Source organism: Pseudomonas sp. GW821-FHT09C09, from assembly GCF_059418105.1.
Genome location: NZ_JBWKPF010000007.1, coordinates 248,615 through 273,448, shown reverse-complemented (window position 1 = coordinate 273,448; position 24,834 = coordinate 248,615). Strand labels below are relative to the sequence as shown.

General features: G+C 60.8%; 18 protein-coding genes. 12 read left to right on the top strand and 6 right to left on the bottom strand.

All coding sequences use genetic code 11. The features are described from left to right. Positions 1-21 precede the first annotated feature (21 nt). Positions 22-1,251 carry an acyl-CoA dehydrogenase gene (locus AC07NR_RS22480; RefSeq protein ID WP_041075051.1) on the top strand — a complete coding sequence of 410 codons (1,230 nt, stop codon included), beginning with the start codon at positions 22-24 and terminating at the stop codon, positions 1,249-1,251. Between the two features lie 60 nt (positions 1,252-1,311). Here AC07NR_RS22480 and AC07NR_RS22475 read toward each other — a convergent pair whose 3' ends face one another. The 3 genes from AC07NR_RS22475 to xthA all read right to left on the bottom strand — a co-directional run bounded on the left by AC07NR_RS22475 (position 1,312) and on the right by xthA (position 4,917). After that, entirely contained in the window at positions 1,312-2,493 is a 1,182-nt protein-coding gene (locus AC07NR_RS22475; protein ID WP_248740992.1) for a delta-60 repeat domain-containing protein, read from the bottom strand. Positions 2,494-2,649: 156 nt separating this feature from the next. Beyond that, a complete protein-coding gene (locus tag AC07NR_RS22470; RefSeq protein WP_495079544.1) occupies positions 2,650-3,984 on the bottom strand; it encodes a substrate-binding domain-containing protein in 1,335 nt (444 codons plus the stop codon). A 120-nt stretch (positions 3,985-4,104) separates the two neighbouring features. Then, positions 4,105-4,917, bottom strand: a complete 813-nt coding sequence (xthA, locus tag AC07NR_RS22465) for an exodeoxyribonuclease III (RefSeq protein WP_085712430.1) — start codon at positions 4,915-4,917, stop codon at positions 4,105-4,107. 174 nt (positions 4,918-5,091) lie between these two features. Here xthA and AC07NR_RS22460 point away from each other — a divergent pair, with 174 nt between their 5' ends. The 8 genes from AC07NR_RS22460 (at position 5,092) to AC07NR_RS22425 (ending at position 17,716) form a co-directional block, all read left to right on the top strand. Continuing rightward, complete coding sequence (locus tag AC07NR_RS22460) at positions 5,092-5,742, top strand: GNAT family N-acetyltransferase (RefSeq protein ID WP_085712429.1); 651 nt, start codon at positions 5,092-5,094, stop codon at positions 5,740-5,742. A gap of 66 nt (positions 5,743-5,808) precedes the next feature. Continuing rightward, positions 5,809-7,536 carry an autotransporter assembly complex protein TamA gene (locus AC07NR_RS22455; protein ID WP_495079496.1) on the top strand — a complete coding sequence of 576 codons (1,728 nt, stop codon included), beginning with the start codon at positions 5,809-5,811 and terminating at the stop codon, positions 7,534-7,536. After that, entirely contained in the window at positions 7,533-11,207 is a 3,675-nt protein-coding gene (locus AC07NR_RS22450) for a translocation/assembly module TamB domain-containing protein (RefSeq protein WP_495079495.1), read from the top strand. Before AC07NR_RS22455 ends, AC07NR_RS22450 begins: the two co-directional genes overlap by 4 nt. 118 nt (positions 11,208-11,325) lie before the next feature. Continuing rightward, positions 11,326-12,648 carry a hypothetical protein gene (locus tag AC07NR_RS22445; RefSeq protein ID WP_495079494.1) on the top strand — a complete coding sequence of 441 codons (1,323 nt, stop codon included), beginning with the start codon at positions 11,326-11,328 and terminating at the stop codon, positions 12,646-12,648. 225 nt (positions 12,649-12,873) lie between these two features. Beyond that, the gene (locus AC07NR_RS22440; RefSeq protein WP_085712425.1) at positions 12,874-13,356 is read left to right on the top strand and encodes a MarR family winged helix-turn-helix transcriptional regulator; all 483 of its coding nucleotides are present in this window, start codon (positions 12,874-12,876) and stop codon (positions 13,354-13,356) included. After that, positions 13,346-14,815, top strand: a complete 1,470-nt coding sequence (locus tag AC07NR_RS22435; protein WP_495079493.1) for an efflux transporter outer membrane subunit — start codon at positions 13,346-13,348, stop codon at positions 14,813-14,815. Before AC07NR_RS22440 ends, AC07NR_RS22435 begins: the two co-directional genes overlap by 11 nt. Before the next feature lie 15 nt (positions 14,816-14,830). Then, positions 14,831-16,033, top strand: coding sequence for an HlyD family secretion protein (locus tag AC07NR_RS22430; RefSeq protein ID WP_085712423.1), 1,203 nt, complete (start codon positions 14,831-14,833; stop codon positions 16,031-16,033). Between the two features lie 153 nt (positions 16,034-16,186). Then, positions 16,187-17,716 carry a DHA2 family efflux MFS transporter permease subunit gene (locus tag AC07NR_RS22425; protein WP_085712422.1) on the top strand — a complete coding sequence of 510 codons (1,530 nt, stop codon included), beginning with the start codon at positions 16,187-16,189 and terminating at the stop codon, positions 17,714-17,716. Positions 17,717-17,773: 57 nt separating this feature from the next. On the opposite strand, the gene lpxH is transcribed toward AC07NR_RS22425, so the two are convergent. Both lpxH and AC07NR_RS22415 read right to left on the bottom strand, forming a co-directional pair. Beyond that, positions 17,774-18,529, bottom strand: a complete 756-nt coding sequence (gene lpxH, locus AC07NR_RS22420; RefSeq protein ID WP_495079492.1) for a UDP-2,3-diacylglucosamine diphosphatase — start codon at positions 18,527-18,529, stop codon at positions 17,774-17,776. After that, positions 18,526-19,032, bottom strand: a complete 507-nt coding sequence (locus AC07NR_RS22415; protein ID WP_085712420.1) for a peptidylprolyl isomerase — start codon at positions 19,030-19,032, stop codon at positions 18,526-18,528. The genes lpxH and AC07NR_RS22415 overlap by 4 nt, the downstream gene beginning before the upstream one ends. Before the next feature lie 251 nt (positions 19,033-19,283). Here AC07NR_RS22415 and AC07NR_RS22410 point away from each other — a divergent pair, with 251 nt between their 5' ends. The 3 genes from AC07NR_RS22410 to AC07NR_RS22400 all read left to right on the top strand — a co-directional run bounded on the left by AC07NR_RS22410 (position 19,284) and on the right by AC07NR_RS22400 (position 23,767). Beyond that, positions 19,284-20,984, top strand: coding sequence for a glutamine--tRNA ligase/YqeY domain fusion protein (locus AC07NR_RS22410; RefSeq protein WP_305833956.1), 1,701 nt, complete (start codon positions 19,284-19,286; stop codon positions 20,982-20,984). Positions 20,985-21,004: 20 nt separating this feature from the next. After that, the gene (cysS, locus tag AC07NR_RS22405) at positions 21,005-22,387 is read left to right on the top strand and encodes a cysteine--tRNA ligase (RefSeq protein ID WP_085732169.1); all 1,383 of its coding nucleotides are present in this window, start codon (positions 21,005-21,007) and stop codon (positions 22,385-22,387) included. A 174-nt stretch (positions 22,388-22,561) separates the two neighbouring features. After that, positions 22,562-23,767, top strand: coding sequence for an MFS transporter (locus AC07NR_RS22400; RefSeq protein WP_495079491.1), 1,206 nt, complete (start codon positions 22,562-22,564; stop codon positions 23,765-23,767). Positions 23,768-23,834: 67 nt separating this feature from the next. On the opposite strand, the gene AC07NR_RS22395 is transcribed toward AC07NR_RS22400, so the two are convergent. Then, positions 23,835-24,707 carry an undecaprenyl-diphosphate phosphatase gene (locus tag AC07NR_RS22395; RefSeq protein WP_119428988.1) on the bottom strand — a complete coding sequence of 291 codons (873 nt, stop codon included), beginning with the start codon at positions 24,705-24,707 and terminating at the stop codon, positions 23,835-23,837. Between the last annotated feature and the right edge of the window lie 127 nt (positions 24,708-24,834).

The window sequence follows — 24,834 nt, the reverse complement described above, 5'->3', positions numbered from 1 at the left end:
TGCCACAGAAGGTAATTGCTCATGGATTTCGCCTATTCGCCCAAGGTTCAGGAACTGCGTGAGCGCGTGACCGCGTTCATGGACACTTACGTTTACCCGGCCGAAGCCGTGTTCGAACGGCAGGTTGCCGAGGGCGACCGCTGGCAGCCGACTGCAATCATGGAAGAGCTCAAGGCCAAGGCCAAGGCTGAAGGACTGTGGAATTTGTTTCTGCCTGAGTCGGAACTGGGCGCCGGCCTGACCAACCTCGAGTACGCGCCATTGGCGGAAATCATGGGCCGTTCGCTGCTGGGCCCCGAGCCGTTCAACTGTTCGGCACCGGACACCGGCAACATGGAAGTGCTGGTGCGTTACGCCAACGAAGAACAGAAACAGCGCTGGCTCGAGCCGCTGCTACGTGGCGAGATCCGCTCGGCATTCGCCATGACCGAACCGGACGTTGCTTCTTCAGACGCCACCAACATGGCCGCCCGCGCCGTGCGCGATGGCGACGAGTGGGTGATCAACGGCAAGAAATGGTGGACCTCCGGCGCCTGCGACCCGCGCTGCAAGATCCTGATCTTCATGGGTCTGAGCAACCCCGATGCCCCGCGACACGCCCAGCACTCGATGATCCTGGTGCCGGTCGATACCCCCGGCGTGAAGATTGTCCGCCCGCTGCCGGTGTTCGGTTACGATGACGCGCCGCACGGTCACGCCGAAGTGCTGTTCGACAACGTGCGGGTGCCGTACGAAAACGTCCTGCTCGGTGAAGGACGCGGCTTCGAAATCGCTCAAGGTCGCCTTGGCCCAGGCCGGATTCACCACTGCATGCGTTCGATCGGCATGGCCGAACGTGCGCTGGAACTGATGTGCAAACGTTCGGTGAGCCGCACCGCGTTCGGCAAACCGTTGGCACGTCTGGGCGGTAACGTCGACAAGATCGCCGACTCGCGGATGGAAATCGACATGGCGCGTCTGCTGACCCTGAAAGCGGCGTACATGATGGACACCGTGGGCAACAAGGTCGCCAAGAGTGAAATCGCGCAGATCAAGGTCGTCGCACCGAACGTCGCCTTGCGGGTGATCGACCGGGCGATTCAGATTCATGGCGGGGCAGGGGTGTCGAACGATTTCCCGCTGGCCTACATGTACGCCATGCAACGTACCCTGCGCCTGGCCGACGGCCCGGACGAAGTGCACCGTGCGGCGATCGGCAAGTTCGAGATCGGCAAGTATGTGCCGAAGGAAATGCTGCGTAGCGAGCGCTGAAGGCAGGGCGCGCCAGTAATCATTGATTGCTGGCGCATTACCGTCGAATGGGCGATTAAGTCAGTTCTGAATACCGGCCACTACCGAAAAATAGCCTTGAATACGGCTGCCGGCGACGATGATTCTGCTTTGGCTTTGAATTGTTGCGGAGTAGGGGGTTCCTGGAATATCACGGATTTCACCCCATCCTTCGTTAGCGAAAGAGGGATCCCAAGTGCCGTCTGGATTTAATCTGCCGCAGAACATTTTCTGATAGAGGCTGGCGTTCCAGCCTGCCGCAACAATTTTCCCGTCGGCCTGGATGACCAGCGCTCTCCATACTCCGCCCTGTGGCTCCCCCAAATTGGCCAATACTTCACGACCACCATTGAAGGTGGTGTCAACCCGGCCGTTGGCAGTGAATCTCATCAATAGCGCCGCTGAGTCTCCGGTGCCAGCGCAGAGCAGTTTTCCATCCGCCTGTTGGCTCAAATGCGCCAAACTATGGTTGTGCCCGTATAAAATACGGCCGTTGTCGCCGAAGGTTTTATCGAGCGTTCCATTTGGATCAAATTGCATCAACGCTATTTGATTGCCGTCGCCGCCGCTGTAGTTACCGCCTACCACAATCTTGCCATCAGGCTGAACGATAACGTTGACCATTGAGCTTTGCTGATCTCCAAAGGTGACTTCGGTCTGGCCGTCAACCCCAAATTCAGAATCATTCTCGCCGTTGCTCAGCAAGCGAGTCAGCACCCCTTTGATAGTGGTACCTGAATCTTGGATCCGTGCGCTCAGAACAAGCAGTTTTCCATCCGCCTGCAGGCAACCGTCCGACGGAAATCTGTTTGATGAAGTGGCAGGAGCAGAAAGCAACTTAGTGCCGAAAATCAGGTCAGGGCTTCCATCTGCGTTGCGACGGGTAATTGCCGGCACTCCTCCATCGCCTGAAGTCAGATCGCCAATCAGCCAGATTTTTTCATCTCGCTGAATCAATCGGCTGGCCATGGAGGTCCCGTCATTTCCGAACTGCGCTGTGACGACACCGTCGTTGCCGAAATCCGGGTCCTTCCTCCCCTCGCTTAGCAATCGGTGAATTTCAAAGGCATTCTGGTTCGAGATCTGAACTGCTAGGGTCAGTTTATCGTCTGCAGCCGCCACGATAGATTTCACTATTCCATCTGCGGGGCCGACGATGGAGCCGAAGAGGCCGAAGCTTTCGTCCAGATCTCCAGGTTTGCGGGGGGCAGTTGAAGTATTCATGCGAGTGTTCCTCTGAGTGCTGCCCCAAGGGAATGGGGTAGGAGCATTTCGCTGCATTTCTTGAAAGAAATCACCTGTCAGAAGTGACAGTGAGACTGGCTTTAAAGGTCAAGTAAGTGACTTTTAGAGACATGTGTTCGCAGTTGATTGATTACTTCAATAAACCCAAACCTCAACCCGCCGATTCTTGATCCTGCCTTCATCCCCGCTGTTGGTCGCCACCGGCATCAGCGCACCAAACCCGCGCACCTCGCGCAGCACCACGCCGTTCTTCACCAGTTCCCGCCGTACCGCCATCGCCCGCAGCTTCGACAGCAGATCCGCCCGCGCCGGATCATCCTTGGCATCGCCGAATCCCACCAGTGTTACCGCGCGGTCGGTCTTGTCGTGGTGCTTTATATAGTCGAACACCCGGGCCAGATCCTGGCGGGCCTTGTTGTCGAGGCTGGCGCTGCCTTCTTCGAAACGGAAATTCACGGTCAGACGCTGGGCGTGCCGGCTGAGGGATTGATAACCCTCGGGCATCAGCGCATTCGGCGTGACCGAGATGGCGTGCACGGTCTGGGCGATAAAGCCGTTGGCCGCGACAATCGCCTGGCCCTGGCGGCTTTGCGCAAAGTCCACCAAGGCTGCGGCCCATGGATTTTGATTGCCGGGTGGCAAATAGAAGAACAGCCGGCGGGACAGCGGATAGTCTTCGGTGGCGATCAGGCTGGCCAGTGGCAGCATGGCCTGGGACTGCCCGTCGACGATGGCCACGGCCTTGGCCTGGCGCACATAAGGCAGGCCGATAAAACCGATGCCCTGCGGATCGGCGCTGACTGCATCGGACAATTGCTCGCTGGATTCGAAACGTTTCGCCGAACTGTTCAGGGTTTTCCCACGACGGCTGAGGACCAGTTCTTTGAACGTGTCGTAGGTGCCGGACTGATCATCCCGCGCATACAGATGAATCGTCCCACCCTTGCCGCCGAGTTCTTCCCACGTCTTCGCCTCGCCGCTGAAGATCCGCGCCAGTTGCTCGGTGTTCAGTTGATTCAGCGGATTGTCGGGGTGAAGGATGATCGCCAGGCCATCGATGGCGATGACCTGCTCGGCGCCGGGGCTTTTCAGATCGCCAAGCGAAACAAGGCTGGCGAGTTCGCTGTCCTTGATCGGGCGCGAAGACGCAGCGAGATCGGCGCTGTTGTTTTTGAGCGCGGAGAAACCGGTGCTGGAACCATGGGCGGCGATTTCCACCACGACCCGTTTACCTTGAGCCGTGAGACCGACGACCCGTTGTTCGTTAGCGGTGTCCGGCGTTTCGCTGTGGACTTTCAAAAGTCCCTGCTCTTCGAGCAGGCCTTCAACCAGCGCCGGGCCTAGGGCTGCGCCAATGGTGTTGGAACCCTGGATGCGCAGGACCGGGCCGTTCTCGGAAATGGGCAATGCAGCGGCCGAAACCTGCAGCCAGGCACTCAGGAGAAAGACAAACAGAACGCGCAGGGTCATGCCGGCACCGAATGCAGCCAAGGGGATTGCCGGGGAGATTAAGTCAGGGAAGTTTCTGAAAGATGACAGTGTTCAGGCTGTGGGAGCGAACTCCCACAGCGATGTGCGGCGATTTTGCTATCAGCTCAATTCCAGCCAGATCGGCGCATGATCCGAAGGCTTTTCCATTCCGCGCAGTTCATAGTCGACACCGGCGGCTTTCACCCGTGGCAGCAAGCCATGGGAAGCCAGGATCACGTCGATCCGCAGACCACGTTTCGGCTCGTCTTCAAAGCCACGGCTGCGGTAGTCGAACCAGCTGAAGACGTCGGCCACGTCCGGGTTCAGGTGACGGAAGCTGTCGGTCAGGCCCCAGTTTTTCAGGCGGGCCATCCACTCGCGCTCTTCCGGCAGGAAGCTGCATTTGCCGGTTTTCAGCCAGCGCTTCATGTTGTCCGGGCCGATGCCGATGTCGCAGTCTTCCGGGGAAATGTTCACGTCGCCCATCACCACCAGCGGCTGCTCATTGTTGAACTGGCTTTCCAGCAGTGTTTGCAGATCGCTGTAGAAGCGCTGCTTGGCCGGGAACTTGGTCGGATGGTCGCGGCTTTCACCCTGTGGGAAATAGCCGTTCATGATCGTCACCGGCACGCCGTTGGCGTCGGCGAAAGTGCCCCAGATAAAGCGCCGCTGCGCGTCTTCTTCATCGGTGGCGAAGCCTTTGTGCACGGCAATCGGCTCCTGGCGCGAGAGCAGGGCAACGCCGTAATGGCCTTTCTGGCCGTGGAAATACACGTGATAACCCAGGGCCCGCACTTCTTCCAGCGGGAACTGGTCGTCGTGGACCTTGGTTTCCTGCAGGCCGATGACGTCCGGCTGATGCTTTTCGATCAGCGCCGCCAGCTGATGCGGGCGGGCCCGCAGTCCGTTGATGTTGAAGGAAACGATCTTCATGGTCGGCAGTCCTGGCAAAAGGGCGATGCTAGCTGACATGTAGGATCTGGGCCAGCGTGGCGGTAGTCCATATGCGCTGCTAATGTCTTTCGGGTGTGGGAACGATCCCTTCAGCCCAAGGCTCGTATAACAAGAACGGGGCCTGTTGAGTCCCGTCCAGGGAGAATCACCGTCATGCCTGAAACCTCGACCGCCATCGCCGACATCCACATGCTCGACCGCGGCTATTCCCGGGAAGCGCGATCCCTGCTGTATCAGGCCTATCGTCACGAGCCGACTTTCGCTTACCTGTTCGAGGCCGAACGCCCAGGTTACGAACAACGGGTGCGCGCCACGGTGCGGGAACTGGTCAAACAGCATTTCCTGCAGGATCTGCCGGCCATCGGCCTGTTGGTCAATGATCGCTTGATCGGCATCGCCCTGATCGCGCCGCCGCAACGGCGCCTAGGCGTCACCGAGAGTTGGGCCTGGCGTTTGCGCATGGTGTTGAGCACCGGTTTTCGCTGCACCCGCCGTTATCTGGAATATCACGCCGCCGTTGAAGCCTGCGTGCCGACCGACTCGGTGCACATGCTGCCGCTGCTGGGTGTGCATCCACAATTTCAGGGCAAGCACTTCGGCGAACAGCTGCTGCAAGCGGTGCACAACTGGTGCGCGGTGGACGAAAGCTCCCAGGGCGTGATCCTCGATACCGGCAACCCGCGCTACCTGGAATTTTACAAACGTCAGGGCTATGAGGAGATCGGCGAAGTCGCCGTCGGCCCGGTACGTGAGCACGTGTTTTTCCACGCCAATCCACAGGTGTTACAAACTGCAACGGCATAACCATCGAACTTTTTCAGAAAAGTCTGGTTCTATCACGCTCCCAAGCACGTGATAGCATCCGCCCCTATGAAGTTTCCAGGAAGATTTACCAGTGGCGTGCTCATGCTGTTAACCAGCTGCGCGGCGCTGGCGCAAAGTGAATTGGATGTGCGGGTCAAACCGTCCAACGATGAACTCAAGGCCAATATAGAAGGCTATATCGGCAGCCTCGGCGATCGTGACGAAGAAGCCTTGCAGCGCTTCAGTCGCGGTGCCGAAGAACAGGCGCGCAAGGCCGCCCAGGCTTTGGGCTACTACCAGCCGCAGATCGACAGCGAAGTGAAGGGCGGTGAAAAGCCGCGCCTGGTGCTGAAGATCGATCCCGGCGAGCCGATTCGCCTGCGCAATGTCACCGTACGGGTCGACGGACCCGCTGCCGCCCTCAAATCCTTTCGTGTACCGAAAAGCGACGTGCTCAAGCCCGGCGCGGTGCTCAACCATGGCCGCTACGAAGATGCCAAGCGCCTGATCCAGAATCAGGCCTCGCGTTTCGGATTTTTCAGCGGCCATTTCACCAGCCAGAAACTGATGGTCGATCCCCGCGCCGGGGTGGCCGATGTCGAATTGATCTACGAAAGCGGCCCGCGTTATGCGCTGGGCAAGGTCAGTTTCGAAGGCGACACCCCGTTCGACGAAGACCTGCTCCAGCGAATGGTGCCGTTCAAACCGGGCGAGCCTTACGACTCCGAGCTGATCGCCGAACTCAATCGCGACCTGCAATCGAGCGGCTACTTCGAAGGCGTGCGGGTCGACGCCGCGCCGACCGCCGCAAAAAACGACGTGATCCCGGTGGACGTCAAACTCGACACCCGCAAGCCGCGCACCATGGGCCTCGGTCTCGGTTACTCCACCGACGTCGGCCCGCGGATCAAGGCCAACTGGACCCGTCACTGGGTCAACCCGCAAGGCGACAGTTACGGCTGGGAGGCCGAACTCTCGGCGCCACGGCAGAACGTCGGCCTGTTCTACGACATTCCGCTGGATCCGCCGCTGACCGACAAACTGCGCTGGGCCGGCGGTTATCAGTACGAAGACATCGACGGTTCCGACACCCTGAGCAAGCTGCTGACCTTCGGCCCGGAATGGCACAGCAAGCTGCCCAGCGGCTGGCAACGGGTGATTTCGCTGAAATGGCAGCGTGAGGAATACCAGCTCGGTGACGATTCGGGTCTGAGTACCTTGCTGATGCCCGGCATCAGTTACTCCTACCTGAAAAGCGACAATCGCATCGATCCGCACAATGGCTATCGGCTGACCTTCGAAAGCAAGGTGGCGAAAGAAGGCCTCGGCTCGGACAACAACCTGCTGTATGGCACGGCGCTGATCAAAGGCCTGACCACGGTGTTCGACAACCACCGGTTCCTCGGGCGTGTCCAGGTCGGTGGCAGCGCCACTAACGGTTACAGCTCGGTGCCGCCATCGCTGCGGTTCTTCGCCGGTGGCGACCAGAGTGTGCGCGGTTACGACTATCAGAGCCTGTCCCCGGAAAACTCCAAAGGCGACCGCATCGGCGGGCGCTACATGGTGGCCGGCAGCGTCGAGTACCAATACTCGATCGCCGAGAAATGGCGGATCGCGACCTTCGTCGACCAGGGCAACTCTTTCAACAAACTCGAACTGCCGAACCTCAAGACCGGGGTCGGTATCGGTGTGCGCTGGGTCTCGCCGGTGGGGCCGATCCGCCTCGACCTGGCCCATGCGCTGGACGACGATGGCGGCATCCGGCTGCACTTTTCCATGGGGCCTGAGCTGTGAAGCGTGGTTTGAAAATTTCGGCGCTGGCGCTGTTGTCGCTGGTGCTGTTGATTGTATTAGGCATTACCGCCGTGCTCGGCACCCAGGCTGGCAGCCGTTGGGTGCTGGGTCTGGTTCCGGGTTTGAGTGTCGACAATTTCCAGGGTCGCCTCGGTGGACAGTGGAGCGCCGATCACTTGCTCTGGCAGCAGGACGGCAGCCGCGTCGAGCTCAACAAGCCGATTTTCGAATGGTCGCCGCTGTGCCTGACACGCATGACGCTGTGCATCGAGCAGCTCAAGGCCGATCAGGTCATTCTGCAATTCCCGCCCGGCGAAGAAACCACCGACAGCGGCCCGATCAAACTGCCGGACCTGCAATTGCCGGTGGCCATCGAGCTGGGTGACGTGCAAGTCGGCAGCCTGCTGTTCAACGGCAGCGAACAGCTCAAAGGCCTGCAACTGGCGGCACACTGGACCGCCAAGGGTATGCAGATCGACAGCGTGAAGCTGCAACGCGACGACCTGAGCCTGAACCTCTCCGGCCTGTTGCAGCCCACCGGTAACTGGCCGTTGAACATCGCCGGTGATCTGACCCTGCCGTCACCGGGCACCGGCCCATGGACGCTGGCACTCAAAGTCGATGGCGATCTGCTCAAGACCCTCAATCTGCACGCCGACAGCCGTGGCTACCTCGACGGCCAGTTGAGCGGCGAGCTGCAACCGCTGGCGGAAAACCTGCCGGCCAAGGTGCGCATCACTTCGGAGGCGTTCAAGCCGAGCGCCGATCTGCCAGACACCTTGCAACTCAATCAACTGGTATTGACCGGTGAAGGCGACCTGAAAAACGGTTATCAACTCCTCGGCAATGCGACGTTGCCTGCGGATAAAGGCCCGGTGGCGCTGTTGCTCAAGGGCAAGGTCGATGCCAAGGGCGCGCAGATTGCCGGCCTCGACCTGACCGCCAACGACAAACAAAGCCTCAAGCTCACCGGCAACGTCGACTGGAGCAAAGGCCTCAGCGCCCAGGCCAACATCAACTGGCAGGATTTCCCGTGGCATCGGCTCTATTCCGAGATCGACGAGCCGCAAGTCGCCTTGCGCACGTTCACCGGAGAAGTCTCCTACACCGACGGCCAATACCTCGGCAATTTCGCCGCCGCACTGGATGGCCCGGCCGGGGCGTTCAGCCTGAGCAGTCCGTTCAGTGGCAACCTCAAGCAGATCTTCCTGCCGCAATTCAAACTCGAAGCGGGGCAGGGCAAGGCCGAAGGGCATGTGAACGTGCAGTTCGCCGACGGTATTGCGTGGGACACGGCGCTGGAACTGTCTGCGCTCAACCCGGCGTACTGGATGGCGGAGTTGCCGGGCACACTGGCCGGGCCGCTGAAAAGCACGGGCGAAATGAAGAACGAGCGCCTGAGCCTCAACGCCGACCTCGATCTCAAAGGCAAACTGCGCGGGCAACCGGCGGTGCTGCAAGCCAAGGCTGACGGCGCCGGCGAACAATGGAATCTCAACGCCCTGCAAATCCGCCTCGGCGACAACAGCATCAACGGCAAGGGCAGCCTGCAACAGAAGCTCGCCGGGCAGATCGACATCAAGCTGCCGCGTCTGGCCCAGCTCTGGCCGCAACTGCGCGGACAGATCAACGGTCGGGTCGATGTCGCGGGTACGCTGAAAGCCCCGCAAGGCAAGCTCGATCTGCAAGGCTCGCAACTGGTGTTTCAGGACAATCGCCTGCAAAGCCTCAACCTCGATGCCACCCTCGACAGCGCGCAGCGGGCGAAAATCGATCTGAAGGGCAGCGGCATCCAGGCGGGCGACACGAACCTGGGTGTGCTGACCGTCAGCGCGCAGGGCGATATCAAAAATCAGAAGCTCAACCTCGACCTGCTCGGGCCGAAGCTGAAACTCGCGCTGGGGATGGACGGCAATCTGGATAAAGGCAACTGGCGCGGGCGCCTGGCCAGCGGTGACATTCAGGCCGGCGGTCAGGACTGGAAGCTGCAAAACCCGGCCAAGCTCGAGCGTTTGGCCGATGGCAAGCTCAACTTTGGCGCCCATTGCTGGATGTCCGGCAATGCCAGCCTGTGCGGCGAAGACCAGCGGTTGATGCCGGAGCCGAAGCTGCGTTACCACCTCAAGCAATTCCCGATCGAAAGCCTGGCGCAATGGTTGCCCAAGGATTTCGCCTGGCAGGGCAAGCTCAATGCCGACCTGCAACTGGACCTGCCGGCCAGCGGCCCGAACGGCCAGATCAGCGTCGATGCCAGCGGTGGCACCTTGCGCATGAAGGAAAAGGATCAGTGGCTGGACTTCCCGTACCAGACCCTCAAGCTGACCAGCAAACTCACGCCGAAACGCATCGACACTGACCTCAACTTCGTCGGTGGCAAACTCGGTGAACTGATGGTGCAGGCACAGCTCAATCCGCTGCCGAAGAACAAGCCGCTGAATGGCTCGTTCCGTCTCAGCGGGCTGGATCTGTCGGTGGCGCGGCCGTTCGTGCCGATGGTCGAGAAACTCACCGGACGCCTGAACGGCAGCGGCACGATTTCCGGTGGGCTGCTCGCGCCGCTGGTCAACGGCACCGTGCAACTCAGTGACGGTGAAGTGTCCGGCCCGGAACTGCCGTTGCAGTTGCAGGATCTGCGACTGCAAGCGGTGATCGCCGGCGAATCGGTGCGCCTGGACGGCGGCTGGAAAAGCGGCAAGACCGGGCAGGGCAGCCTCAGCGGCAACGTTGCCTGGGGTCAGGCGCTGATGGTGGATCTGGCGCTAAAGGGCACGCAACTGCCGGTCACCGTCGAACCCTACGCCAAGCTTGAAGTGGCGCCGGACCTGAAGATTTCCATGGCCGGCGACGAGCTGGCGATTGCCGGCAAAGTGCTGGTGCCCCGAGGCGAAATCACCGTGCGCGAACTGCCGCCATCGACGGTGAAAGTCTCCGATGACACGATCATCGTCGGTGCGCAGACCGAAGAGGGCAAACCACCGATGGCCATGAAGATGGACATCGACGTGGTGGTCGGCGAGGACAAACTGAGCTTCGCCGGGTTCGGCCTGACTGCCAACCTGCAAGGTCACGTGCACATCGGCGACAACATGGACACCCGTGGCGAACTCTGGCTCAACGATGGTCGCTACCGTGCCTACGGCCAGCGCCTGACGGTGCGCCGTGCGCGTCTGTTGTTTGCCGGGCCGATCGATCAGCCGTATCTGGATATCGAAGCGATTCGCCAGACCGACGACGTGATCGCCGGCATCCGCCTGAGCGGCAGCGCCGAACAGCCGACCACGCAGATCTTCTCGGAACCTGCGATGAGCCAGGAGCAGGCGTTGTCCTATCTGGTGCTGGGGCGTCCACTGAGCAGCAACGGCGAAGACAACAACATGCTCGCGCAAGCGGCGCTGGGTCTGGGGCTGATGGGCAGTTCCGGGGTGACCAGCAACCTGGCCAAGGATCTGGGGATTCAGGATTTCCAGCTCGACACTCAGGGCAGCGGCAACACCACCAGCGTGGTGGCCAGCGGCAATATCTCGGAGAAGCTCAGCCTGCGTTACGGCGTCGGCGTGTTCGAGCCGGCCAACACCATTGCCTTGCGCTACAAGTTGAGCAAAAAGGTCTACCTCGAAGCCGCCAGCGGCGTGGCCAGTTCGCTGGACATCTTCTACAAGCGGGACTTCTAGGCCTCGCTCTCACAGAGCCGGATCGTGTTCCCACGATCCGGCTTTTTTTTGATGTATTAGACTGACCTCAGCTTCAAGGCTGCAGATTGCGACTGCCCGAAACGTCCCGGGGGCGCCCATGGTTCGTTTGAGTATGGTTTTGCTCGGCAAGGATTTTGTCCGCCGGCGCTGGTCAGCACTGGCGTTGACCGGTGTTGTCTGGGGCGCGGCCGGGGTGGCGATCTTCATCGATGCGCTGGACGGCGTCCTGTATTTCCCGCTGCATGTGTTCGGCTATCTGTTGTTGCTCGAAGCCTTGATCATCTTGCTGGTGCCGGCCCCGCAAACCGGCACGGTGGCGGCTTTGCGCAAGGCGCGGGGGCTGGCTTTTCTGCTGTTGGGGCTGCTGATTGTCGACCGGCAACATGCTGCCGGCCTGATTCTCGCGGTGCTGTTCGGTGCGGCTTTTCTGCTCGACGGCGGTTTTCGACTGGCGGCTGCAGTAGTCGTGCGCTTCGTCGGTTGGCAAATGTCACTGCTGGCGGGGTTGTTCGAGATCGGTTTTGCGCTGTTCATCCTCGAACCGTACCCGACGCTTTACAAGGGGACGGTGCCGTTCTGCATTGGCATGAGTATCTTTCTCTCGGGCTGCGCTTTGTTGCAGCAGGCCTTGCGCTTCAGGAACGGGCATTCGCCGGTGACGCCTTCCCCGGTATACGTACCGGCAAACGGTGGTGCGCTGGTGATCCATGTCTGGACGCCCAGCGGTACGGTTGACGACACCCTGGTGCGCAACCGGGTGCTCAACCGATATATCGCGGCGGTCGATATCAACGGCGTCATTTCCGCCGGCCACGCGGCGCTGGAATGTGGGCCGGACCTCTACATCAGCCATTACCCGCTGGATGACATTGATCGTTCGGCGGGGGATTTTGTGCGGTTGCTGCGGGCCACGCCGAACAACGATGTTCCCGGCAGGTTTCTGCAAGACTATGCGAGCGAAGTTGACGACTGGTGCCCGTCGTCGGTTCAGGTCAGCTTCGGGCACTACGATGCCGCACGGCTGCAGGCGTTCTGGGCGGACTATCGGCAGAACACCACCTACAACCTCACCAGTCGCAATTGCTCGAGTGCCGTTGCGCATAGCCTTGAGGCTGCCCTTGAAGGCGCGATGAACCGCGGCCATTCGAGCATGCTGGATTTTGCCCGGGTCATCATCAGCCCCGAATTCTGGGTCGCGGCCCAGGTGCGCAAGCGCGCCGAAGCCATGGCCTGGACGCCGGGGTTGCTGCTTGATTACGCGTGGGCGCTGCATGCAGCCATCGAACCGACGCCGCCAGGCTGGCACAGCATTTATGCGGTAGCCAAACGCGCTTGCGGGTATGCGGCAACCGCCTTGCGTGGGCGGGAAGTCCATCCACTTCACCCGCCACCGATGAATCATCCCTCCGACAAATCCTGACTGGCTCTACTCCGAGTCGCTGCCATAGCGAGCAGGCTCGCTCCCACATGCATGAGATCCCTGTGGGAGCGAGCCTGCTCGCGATGGCGTCTGCACGGTCAACAGAAAAACCCAGTCCGCCGGTCAACTAATTACAAAGCAACCTAACTATTACGTTGACATTCGCTGCCTAGGCAGTAACATCTCGACATACATTCACTGCCTAGGCAGTTATTAGGTGCGCACATGAAGCATTTCACCCCGGACGAATTCAAGCATTGCCATCTCGGCCTGTTGCTCGGCCGTGCAGCCTTGCTCAAGGACAGGATCATCGACACCCACATGGAACCCCACGGCATCACCGCCGCGCAGTTCAAGGTGTTGATCATCATGGCCCAGTACGGCGTCGACACCCCGGCCGAGCTGTGCCGGCACCTGTCGCTGGACAGCGGTTCGATGACCCGCATGCTCGACCGTCTGGAGCAGAAAGACTTCCTGGTGCGCCAGCGCAGCGAAGGCGATCGCCGTCAGGTGCAGTTGAAGCTCACCGGGCAAGGTCAGGCGCTGGCCGATCGTCTGCCGCACATCGGTGCCGACGCCATGAACGAGTTGGCCGGCGGCATTACTCCGGACGAGTTGAAAACCCTGGAATACATCCTCAAGAAAATTTTGCTGGCGGCCGGTGACCCCATCACCATCCAGCGGTTAGGTGAACACAATGAGCGGTAAAACCTTGCGCAGCAGCCTGACACTGGTGCTGTCGGCGATGATTCTCGCCGGTTGCGCCAACTACAGTGGCCTCGATACCCATGGCAAAAACCTTGATGCGAAAGACCTCAAGGTCGGCCAGTCCCTCAATGGCGTGACACTGTCGCCGGCCGCGTGGCCGAAGAGCGACTGGTGGACCAGCCTCGGCGATCCGCAGCTCGACGGCCTGATCCGCGAAGCCCTGCACGACAGCCCGGACATGCAGATCGCCGGCGCCCGCGCCCATCAGGCCAGCGCCGCCGCGTATGCCGCCGATGCCGAGCGTTATCCGACCCTCGACGCCAGTGCCGGCATTACCCGTTCGCGTCTGGCCAAGGATCAGGACCCGCGAGGGCAGGGCGATGCCTACGCCACCGTGCGCAACATCAGCGCCGGCTTCAATTACAACTTCGACCTCTGGGGCGGTCAGCGTGACGCCTGGGAAGCCGCACTTGGTCAGGCTCGCGCGGCTGAAGTCGACCGTCAGGCTGCACAACTGACCCTCGCCGCCGACGTGGCCCGGGCCTACAGCGATCTGGGTCAGGCGCATATCGTTTATGACCTGGCCAACGAAGACCTCAAGCGCACCAAGCAAATGCTCGACCTGAGCCAGCGTCGTTTGAGCTCGGGGATCGACAGCCAGTACCAGTTCCAGCAGACCCAAAGCCTGGAAGCCAGCTCCGAAGCCAGCCTGATCGACGCCGAAAAGCGCCTGAACAGCGCGAAAATCGCCCTGGCGGTACTGCTCGGCAAAGGCCCGGATCGCGGCAACGAAATCGCCCGGCCGAAAGTCCTGCAGGCCAGTGCCGTTGCTGTTCCATCTGTTCTGCCCGCGGAACTGCTCGGTCGTCGCCCGGATCTGGTTGCCGCGCGCTGGCGTGTCGAGGCCGCGAGCAAGGACATCGACTCGGCCAAGACCCGCTTCTATCCCAACTTGAACCTGTCGGCCTCCGCTGGTGCCGAATCGTTATTGGGTGACGCGATGTTCGGTTCCGCCAGTCGCTTCTTCAACATCGCCCCGACCATTTCGCTGCCGATCTTCGACGGTGGCCGCTTGCGCGCCAATCTCGACGCTCGCGACGCCGATTACGACCTGGCCGTGGCGCAGTACAACAAAAGCCTGGTGAAAGCCCTGGGTGATGTCGGCGACACCATCAACCAGTTGCGTGACATCGGCCGGCAGATCGGCGCTCAGCAGCACGCGACCGAGATTGCCCAGGATTCTTACAACACCGTGGTCCAGCGTTACGGTTCCGGAATCGGCAACTACCTGGACGTGCTCAGCATCGAGCAGCAATTGCTGCAGGCCCAGCGTCAGCTGGCAACCCTGAATGCCGAGCAGATCGACCTGTCGATTCAACTGATGCAAGCGCTGGGTGGCGGCTTCCAGGGGCAGACCCTGACTGCCAGCAACGCCAGCCCAGCCACCACGCACAACTAATTCAAGGTATTTGTCATGGCCACTGCCGAAAACACTCAAGCTCAAGACAACACCCCCGACACCGGCAATCCGCGCAAACGCAAAGTGATGCTGCTGGTGCTGGCCGTTGTGGTTGCCCTCGCCGGTGCCGGCGTCTGGGCGTATCACGAATTCATCGGTCGCTGGAACGAAAGCACCGACGACGCCTACGTCAACGGCAACGTCGTGGAAATCACCCCGCTGGTCACCGGCACCGTGGTCAGCATCGGTGCTGACGACGGCGATCTGGTTCACGAAGGTCAGGTGCTGGTCAATTTCGACCCGAACGACGCCGAAGTCGGCCTGCAAAGTGCCCAGGCCAAACTGGCGCGCACTGTGCGTCAGGTTCGCGGCTTGTACAGCAACGTCGACGGCATGAAAGCCCAGGTCAACGCGCAACAGGCGAACGTGCAGAAAGCCCAGGACAACTACAACCGTCGGAAAAACCTCGCCGCCGGCGGTGCGATTTCCCAGGAAGAATTGTCCCACGCTCGCGATGACCTGACCTCGGCGCAAAACGCCCTGGCCAACGCCCAGCAACAACTTAAGACCACCAGCGCGCTGGTGGATGACACCGTGGTTTCGTCGCACCCGGACGTGATGTCGGCCGCTGCGGATCTGCGTCAGGCTTACCTGACCAACGCTCGCAGCACCCTGATCGCGCCGGTTACCGGTTACGTCGCCAAGCGCACCGTGCAACTCGGCCAGCGCGTGCAGCCGGGCACCGCGCTGATGGCGGTGATTCCGCTGGATCAGCTGTGGATCGACGCCAACTTCAAGGAAACCCAGCTGCGCGACATGCGCATCGGCCAGCCGGTGGACATCGAATCCGATATCTACGGCAGCGACGTGAAATTCAGCGGCACCGTCGACAGCCTCGGTGCGGGCACCGGCAGTGCGTTCGCCCTGTTGCCGGCGCAGAACGCCACCGGTAACTGGATCAAGATCGTGCAGCGTGTACCGGTGCGGATTCACATCAACGCCGAAGAACTGGCCAAGCATCCGCTGCGCGTCGGTCTGTCGACCAATGTCGAGGTCAATCTGCACGACCAGAGCGGTCCGGTGCTGGCGCAGCAACCGCCGCAACAGGCCTCGTTCAGCACCAGCGTCTACGACCGCCAGTTGGGCGAAGCCGACGCGATGATCGCGCAACTGATCCACGACAACAGCGCTGCAGTCAGCAAGACCGCGCAACGCTGATCCCTTCCCCTGCGGGAGCGAGCTTGCTCGCGAAAGCGGTGTGTCATTCAGCATTAATTTATCTGACAGACCGCCATCGCGAGCAAGCTCGCTCCCACAAGGGCGGCTGCGTCTGCAAGTACGCAGTGCCAACCCGGTTTCATAGGATTCGCGATGAGCAATAACGCCTCTTTTTCGCCGCCCAGCCTGTTGCTCAGCACCATCGGCCTGTCGCTGGCGACCTTCATGCAAGTGCTCGACACCACCATCGCCAACGTGGCGTTGCCGACCATCTCCGGCAACCTCGGTGTGAGTTCGGAGCAGGGCACCTGGGTCATCACCTCGTTCGCCGTGAGCAACGCCATCGCGCTGCCGCTCACCGGCTGGCTGAGCCGGCGTTTCGGCGAGGTGAAGCTGTTTCTCTGGGCCACCATGCTGTTCGTGCTGGCCTCGTTTCTCTGCGGTATTTCCACTTCGATGCCCGAGCTGATCGGCTTCCGGGTCCTGCAAGGGCTGGTGGCCGGGCCGCTGTACCCGATGACCCAGACGCTGCTGATCGCGGTGTATCCGCCCGCCAGGCGAGGGATGGCCCTGGCGTTATTGGCGATGGTGACGGTAGTGGCGCCGATTGCCGGCCCGATTCTCGGCGGCTGGATCACCGACAGTTACAGCTGGCCGTGGATCTTCTTCATCAACGTGCCGATCGGCGTGTTCGCGGTGATGGTGGTGCGTTCGCAACTGGCGAAACGCCCGGTAGTCACCAGTCGTCAGCCGATGGACTACGTCGGGCTGATCACGCTGATCATCGGCGTCGGTGCGTTGCAGGTGATCCTCGACAAGGGCAATGACCTGGACTGGTTCGAATCGAACTTCATCATCATCGGCGCGGCGATTTCGGTGATTGCCCTGGCGGTGTTCGTGATCTGGGAAATGACCGACCAGCATCCGGTGGTCAATCTGCGCCTGTTCGCCCACCGCAACTTCCGCATCGGCACGCTGGTGCTGGTGTTGGGTTACGCCGGGTTCTTCGGCATCAACCTGATCCTGCCGCAATGGCTGCAGACCCAGATGGGCTACACCGCGACCTGGGCCGGGCTGGCGGTGGCGCCGATCGGCATTCTGCCGGTGGTGCTGTCACCGTTTGTCGGCAAGTACGCGCACAAGTTCGACCTGCGCCTGCTGGCCGGACTGGCGTTCCTGGCGATCGGCCTGAGCTGCTTCATGCGCGCCGAGTTCACCAACGAAGTGGACTTCCAGCACATCGCGCTGGTGCAACTGTTCATGGGCATCGGTGTGGCGCTGTTCTTCATGCCGACCCTGAGCATCCTGATGTCGGACCTGCCACCGAGCCAGATCGCCGACGGCGCCGGTCTGGCGACGTTCCTTCGGACCTTGGGCGGTAGCTTTGCGGCGTCGCTGACCACCTGGATCTGGATTCGCCGGGCGGACCAGCATCATGCCTACATGAGTGAAAGCATCAGCACCTATGAACCGGCAACCCGTGAGGCGTTGAATCAGTTGGGCGGGGCGGGTAATCCGGCGTATGCGCAGCTTGATCATGTGCTGACGAGTCAGGCGTACATGCTTTCCACCGTGGATTACTTCACGCTGTTGGGGTGGGGGTTTATGGGGTTGATATTGATTGTCTGGCTGGCCAAGCCGCCGTTTGCCGCAAAAGCAGGCCCTGCGGCCAGCGGTCACTAAGTCAGGCAGATCGTTCCCACGCAGAGCGTGGGAACGATCAACTAAGTCCGGGAACGATCAGACGGTGGCAGGGGCGGGCAGTGAAGGCGGCGGTGCGAAGTCGAACGGCGCCAACACAAACCCGTTCTCATCCACCTGCAACGCCCAGCCCTGACGATCCCAATCCCCCAGCACAATCCGCTTCGCCGCCTGATCGCCGATCTGCAACTTGTGGATGGCCGGGCGGTGGGTGTGCCCGTGGACCAGGGTTTTCACCCCGTATTCCTGCATGATCCGCGGAATTTCCTCCGGCGTGACATCAACGATGTCATTGGCTTTCATCCGCGTCTGCGCCCGGCTCTCACTGCGCAGCTTGCGCGCCAGTTTGTGGCGGGTGCTCAACGGCAGGTGCCGCAGGATGAACAGAGTGACCGGGTTGCGCAGGTAGCGACGCAGCTTCATATAGCTTTCGTCGCGGGTGCAGAGGCTGTCGCCGTGCAGCAGCAGCACCGGCTCGCCGTAAAACTGCACGACACTCGGATCCTTCAACAGCGTGCAGCCGGCTTCCTTGCAGAAAGCCTTGCCGAGCAGAAAGTCGCGATTGCCGTGCATCAGAAATATGGCCGTGCCGCTGTCGCTCAATTCGCGCAGGGCCTGGCAGATGGAACGCTGGAAAGGGGTCATGGCATCGTCGCCGATCCACGCCTCGAAAAAGTCGCCCAGAATGTACAGAGCACTCGCCGAGCGGGCGCGTCCGGCGAGCAAATCCAGAAACGCCCGGGTAATGTCCGGGCGCTCCTCTTCCAGATGCAAGTCTGAAATCAGCAATATCACGCTTCGATGATCTCGGCTTTCTCGATGATCACGTCGTCGCTTGGTACGTCCTGGTGGCCAGCCTTGGAGCCGGTCGAGACTTTCTTGATGCTGTCGACCACTTCAGTACCGGCGGTCACTTTGCCGAATACGGCGTAGCCCCAGCCCTGAACGTTCTTGCCGCTGTGGTTCAGGAAGCTGTTGTCGGCCACGTTGATGAAGAACTGCGCGGAAGCCGAATGCGGCTCCATGGTGCGGGCCATGGCGATGGTGTACTTGTCGTTGGAAAGACCGTTGTCGGCTTCGTTCTGGATGCTTGGACGCTTGTCTTTCTTTTCCTTCATGCCTGGCTCGAAACCGCCGCCCTGGATCATGAAGTTACCGATGACACGGTGGAAAACGGTGTTTTCGTAGTGACCGGCTTTGACGTACTCGATGAAGTTGGCCACGGTGATCGGGGCTTTTTCAGCGTTCAGTTCGATGACGATGTCACCGTGGTTGGTGGTCAGTTTGACTTGAGTCATGGTCAGTACTCTTTATAAGGAATTCGTGGTTTTGGAGCCTCACGCCCCGCAACCGGTTCAGCCTGCTTAGGCCAAGGAGCGCAGTTTAGCGTGACAGGCGCGAATTTCGAGGCAGTTTTTCAATTGCCGGCGATTAAATGCGCGCCTTTATAAGAGTGTGCTCTGTCAGGCCCTTGACAGCATCGGCTATGATAGCGGCTTTGTTTTGTCTGGCCCCCTTTGCGGCCGCGCACATGTAAGTCAAGGATCCTATGAGCAAGCCCACTGTCGACCCTACCTCGAATGCCAAGTCCGGCCCTGCCGTGCCGGTCAATTTCCTGCGGCCGATCATCCAGGCAGACCTGGACTCGGGCAAGCACACCCAGATCGTCACCCGTTTCCCGCCTGAGCCCAACGGCTACCTGCACATCGGCCATGCCAAGTCGATCTGCGTGAACTTCGGCCTGGCCCAGGAGTTCGGCGGCGTCACGCACCTGCGTTTCGACGACACCAACCCGGCCAAGGAAGACCAGGAATACATCGACGCGATCGAAAGCGACGTCAAATGGCTGGGCTTCGAATGGTCCGGCGAAGTGCGCTACGCCTCGCAATACTTCGACCAGTTGCACGACTGGGCCGTCGAGCTGATCAAGGCCGGCAAGGCCTACGTCGACGACCTGACGCCTGAGCAGGCCAAGGAATACCGCGGCAGCCTGACCGAGCCGGGCAAGAACAGCCCGTTCCGCGACCGTTCGGTGGAAGAGAACCTGGACTGGTTCGCCCGCATGCGCGCCGGTGAGTTCCCGGACGGTGCCCGCGTGCTGCGCGCCAAGATCGACATGGCCTCGCCGAACATGAACCTGCGCGACCCGATCATGTACCGCATCCGCCACGCTCATCACCATCAGACCGGTGACAAGTGGTGCATCTACCCGAACTACGACTTCACCCACGGTCAGTCGGACGCCATCGAAGGCATCACCCACTCGATCTGCACCCTGGAGTTCGAAAGCCATCGTCCGCTGTACGAGTGGTTCCTCGACGCACTGCCAGTGCCGGCGCACCCGCGTCAGTACGAGTTCAGCCGTCTGAACCTCAACTACACCATCACCAGCAAGCGCAAGCTCAAGCAACTGGTTGACGAGAAACACGTCAATGGCTGGGACGATCCGCGCATGTCCACGCTCTCGGGCTTCCGCCGCCGTGGCTACACCCCGGCGTCGATCCGCAGCTTCTGCGACATGATCGGCACCAACCGTTCCGACGGTGTGGTCGACTTCGGCATGCTCGAGTTCAGCATCCGTCAGGACCTGGACGCCAACGCTCCGCGCGCCATGTGCGTGCTGCGTCCGTTGAAGGTCGTGATCACCAACTATCCGGAAGACCAGGTCGAAAACCTCGAACTGCCGCGTCATCCGCAGAAAGAAGAACTCGGCGTGCGCAAGCTGCCGTTCGCCCGTGAAATCTACATCGACCGCGATGACTTCATGGAAGAGCCGCCAAAAGGCTACAAGCGCCTGGAGCCGAACGGCGAAGTGCGTCTACGCGGCAGCTACGTGATCCGTGCCGACGAAGCGATCAAGGACGCCGACGGCAACATCGTCGAGCTGCGTTGCTCCTACGATCCGGACACCCTGGGCAAGAACCCTGAAGGCCGTAAGGTCAAGGGCGTGATCCACTGGGTGCCGGCCGCTGCCAGCATCGAGTGTGAAGTGCGTCTGTACGATCGCCTGTTCCGTTCTCCGAACCCGGAGAAGGCCGAGGACAGCGCGAGTTTCCTGGACAACATCAACCCTGACTCACTGCAAGTGCTGACCGGTTGTCGTGCTGAACCCTCGCTGGGCAATGCACAGCCGGAAGACCGTTTCCAGTTCGAGCGCGAAGGTTACTTCGTCGCGGATATCAAGGACTCGAAACCAGGTCAGCCGGTATTCAACCGTACCGTGACCCTGCGTGATTCGTGGGGCCAGTGATCAAGTCTTAAGGAACCATCGTGCTTTCGATCTACAACACGCTCACCAAGAGCAAAGAAGTCTTCAAGCCGCTGGATGGCAACAAGGTGCGCATGTACGTCTGCGGGATGACCGTGTATGACTACTGCCACCTGGGCCACGGCCGCAGCATGGTCGCGTTCGACCTGGTGACCCGCTGGTTGCGGTTCAGCGGTTATGACCTGACCTATGTGCGCAACATCACCGACATCGACGACAAGATCATCAACCGGGCCAACGAGAACGGCGAGTCGTTCGAAGCGTTGACCGAGCGCATGATCGCGGCGATGCACGAAGACGAAGCGCGCCTGAACATCCAGAAGCCGGACATGGAGCCGCGCGCCACGGATCACATCCCTGGCATGCACGCGATGATCCAGACCCTGATCGACAAGGGTTTCGCCTACGCCCCGGGCAATGGCGACGTGTACTACCGCGTCGGCAAGTTCATGGGCTACGGCAAGCTGTCGCGCAAGAAGATCGAAGACCTGCGCATCGGTGCGCGGATCGAGGTCGACGAAGCCAAGGAAGATCCGCTGGACTTCGTGCTGTGGAAAGGCGTCAAGCCGGGCGAGCCGAGCTGGGAATCGCCGTGGGGCGCCGGGCGTCCGGGCTGGCACATCGAGTGCTCGGTGATGTCCACCTGCTGCCTCGGTGAGACCTTCGACATTCATGGCGGCGGCAGCGACCTGGAGTTCCCGCACCACGAAAACGAAATCGCCCAGAGCGAAGCGGCCACCGGCAAGACCTACGCCAACGCGTGGATGCATTGCGGCATGATCCGCATCAATGGCGAGAAGATGTCCAAGTCCTTGAACAACTTCTTCACCATTCGCGACGTGCTCGACAAGTATCACCCGGAAGTCGTGCGTTACCTGCTGGTGTCGAGCCACTACCGCAGCGCGATCAACTACTCGGAAGACAACCTCAAGGACGCCAAGGGCGCCCTGGAGCGTTTCTACCACGCGTTGAAAGGCCTGCCGAACGTGGCACCGGCTGGTGGCGAAGCGTTCGTTGAGCGTTTCACCACGGTGATGAACGACGACTTCGGCACGCCGGAAGCCTGCGCGGTGCTGTTCGAGATGGTGCGTGAGATCAACCGCCTGCGCGAGAGCGATCTCGATGCGGCGGCCGGTCTGGCGGCGCGCCTGAAAGAACTGGCCAGCGTGCTGGGTGTGTTGCAGCTCGAAGCCGATGACTTCCTGCAGGCCGGCGCCGAAGGGCGTGTCGATGCAGCCGAAGTCGAGGCGCTGATCGCTGCGCGTCTGGCGGCTCGGGCCGGCAAAGACTGGGCCGAATCCGACCGCATCCGCGACCAGCTCACCGCCATGGGCGTGGTGCTGGAAGACGGCAAAGGCGGCACGACCTGGCGTCTGGCTGACTGATTGCTGTGGTTGGCTTCAAAACAAAACCCGCCTTGTGCGGGTTTTTGTTTTTCTGCTGTTCAGGTGGTGGTTGCTTTTGCTCTGCGCGTAGGTCTTGATGTCTGACGCGACCAACATGGGCTGCAGCCCTTGTAGCGGGATGCTGGTCGGCGACGTTTATGGAATGGAGACATCATGGCAAACCACTATCGCGAACTCCTGACAACCCCCGGTGCAACGGGGTTGGTGCTCGCGAGCGCTATCGCACGATTACCGCAAGCGATGATCGGCATTGGCATCATTACCATGCTGGTGGAGCAAACCGGTGTCTACTGGCTGGCCGGTGCAGTCGCCGGTACGTTTACCCTCGCCAATGCGCTGATCGGCCCGTACATCTCGAAACTCGTCGATCAGCGTGGCCAGAGCCGTGTGTTGCCCGTCGTGACGACCTTCAGCATCGGCATGTTGCTGGCGCTGATCTTTGCCGTCTATATGAGGGCACCGGCGGCATTGCTTTTTGTTCTGGCAGCATTAGCGGGCACCATGCCGAGCATGCCATCGATGATCCGGGCCCGCTGGACGCAACTGTTCCGGGGCAAGCCGCAGCTGCACACGGCGTTCTCTCTGGATACGGTGCTGACCGAACTCGCTTACATCATCGGCCCACCCTTGGCGATCGGTTTGAGCGTGAGCCTTTTTGCCGAAGCCGGGCCGCTGGTCGCAGTCGGGCTGCTGGCCGTCGGGGTGACGGCGTTTGTCCTGCAACGTCAGACCGAACCCAAGGTTGTTGTGGGTCAAACGAGGAATACGGGTTCAACCTTGCTGATTCCCGGCGTTCCCACCATCGTGCTGGCGCTGTTGGCGATGGGCGCAATCGGAGGCTCGATCGATGTCGCCGTTGTCGCCTTCGCCAATGCGCAAGGCTGGCCTGCCTCAGCGACCTTCATCCTCGCCGCCTATGCGTTCGGTTCACTGGTGGCGGGCCTGACGTTCGGTGCCTTGAGGGTTTCCCTGCCGATAGAAAAGCAGTTCTTTATCGGGATATTGGTCACGGCCATCACAGGCGTATTGCCGCTGTTCTCACCTGACGTTTATGTCCTCTCGGCGATGCTGTTTATCGCCGGCATATCCTTTGCGCCAACCATGGTCGTGGTCATGAAGCTGGGGACGATCATCATCCCGCCGTCGAGGATCACCGAAGGGCTGACATGGATGACCACCGGCATCAGCATCGGCGTCGCCCTGGGAGGTTTGCTCTCGGGTTTGATCGTTGATGCCTATGGCGCTCGGGCAGGTTTCGGCGTAGCCGTTTTCGCCGGGCTGGGGATGCTGATAGTGGTGCTGGCGGGGCTGCGTACCTTGGGTGCCGTATCAACGAGTGTTGAACCGACCTGCCAGTAACCTGCGTTGTACGAAGCCACAAAAAACAAAACCCGCACCAGGCGGGTTTTGTTTATTGCGGCGGACCTTAACTCAAGAGCCCGGTGCTGACCGCGACGATCAGGAAAACCCCCAGTACCGCGCGGTAAATCACGAATGGCCAGGTGGAGAATTTCTCCAGAAAGCGCATCAGGCCCCAGATCGCGAAAAACGCCGAGATACTGGCAATCACCAGACCGAAAATCAGGTGCGCCCAGGCCTGCGCCGGCAGTTGCGCATGGAACAACACCCACAACTCCTTCAAACCCGCCAGTGCGATGGCCGGCAGCCCGAGCAGGAAGGAGAAGCGTGCCGCTTCCTCACGTTTGAAGTTGAGGAACAGCGCCGCCGTCAGCGTCGAGCCGGAGCGCGAAACGCCCGGAATCAGCGCCCCGATCTGAGCGATACCCACGATCAGCGCATCGCGCAGACGCATTTCGCCAACGGTGCGGCGATGGCGACAGGTGAGTTCGGCGATGGCCAGCAGCACCGCCATCACCACGCAGGAAATCCCGATCACCATCAAACCGCGCAACGGCGAGTTGCAGGCATTGAGCGTCGAGGACAAGGCGATGCCGGCGATACCGATGGGGATGGTTGCCAGCACGATGGCCACCGCGAGGATGAACCACTGATTGTTGAAATCCCGTTGTCGCACCGCCTCCAGACTGCCGGTCGCAACCTGTCTCACATCGCGCCAGAAATAACTGACCACCGCCGCCAGTGCGGCCAGTTGCATCGCGGCGGAAAACGCCGAGCCGGGATCCGGCCAGCCGAGCAGGGCCGGAACGATGCGCATGTGGGCGGTGGAGGAAACGGGCAGCAATTCGGTGATGCCTTGAATGACGCCGAGGATGCCGATCTGCAGGTAATCCAGCGAGGCGAAGCCGATATCAAGGCCGGTAGAACAGATGTTGGTCAAAGAACTTACCCTGTGAGGATCAGGAAGAGGGGGCGAAAACCTGAAACATTTCGTCACAGTCTAGCTGGTACGGTCAATGGGTGCAGTGAAGGGTTTTTTAGGGGGATCGGGCGCCTTCGCAAACAGC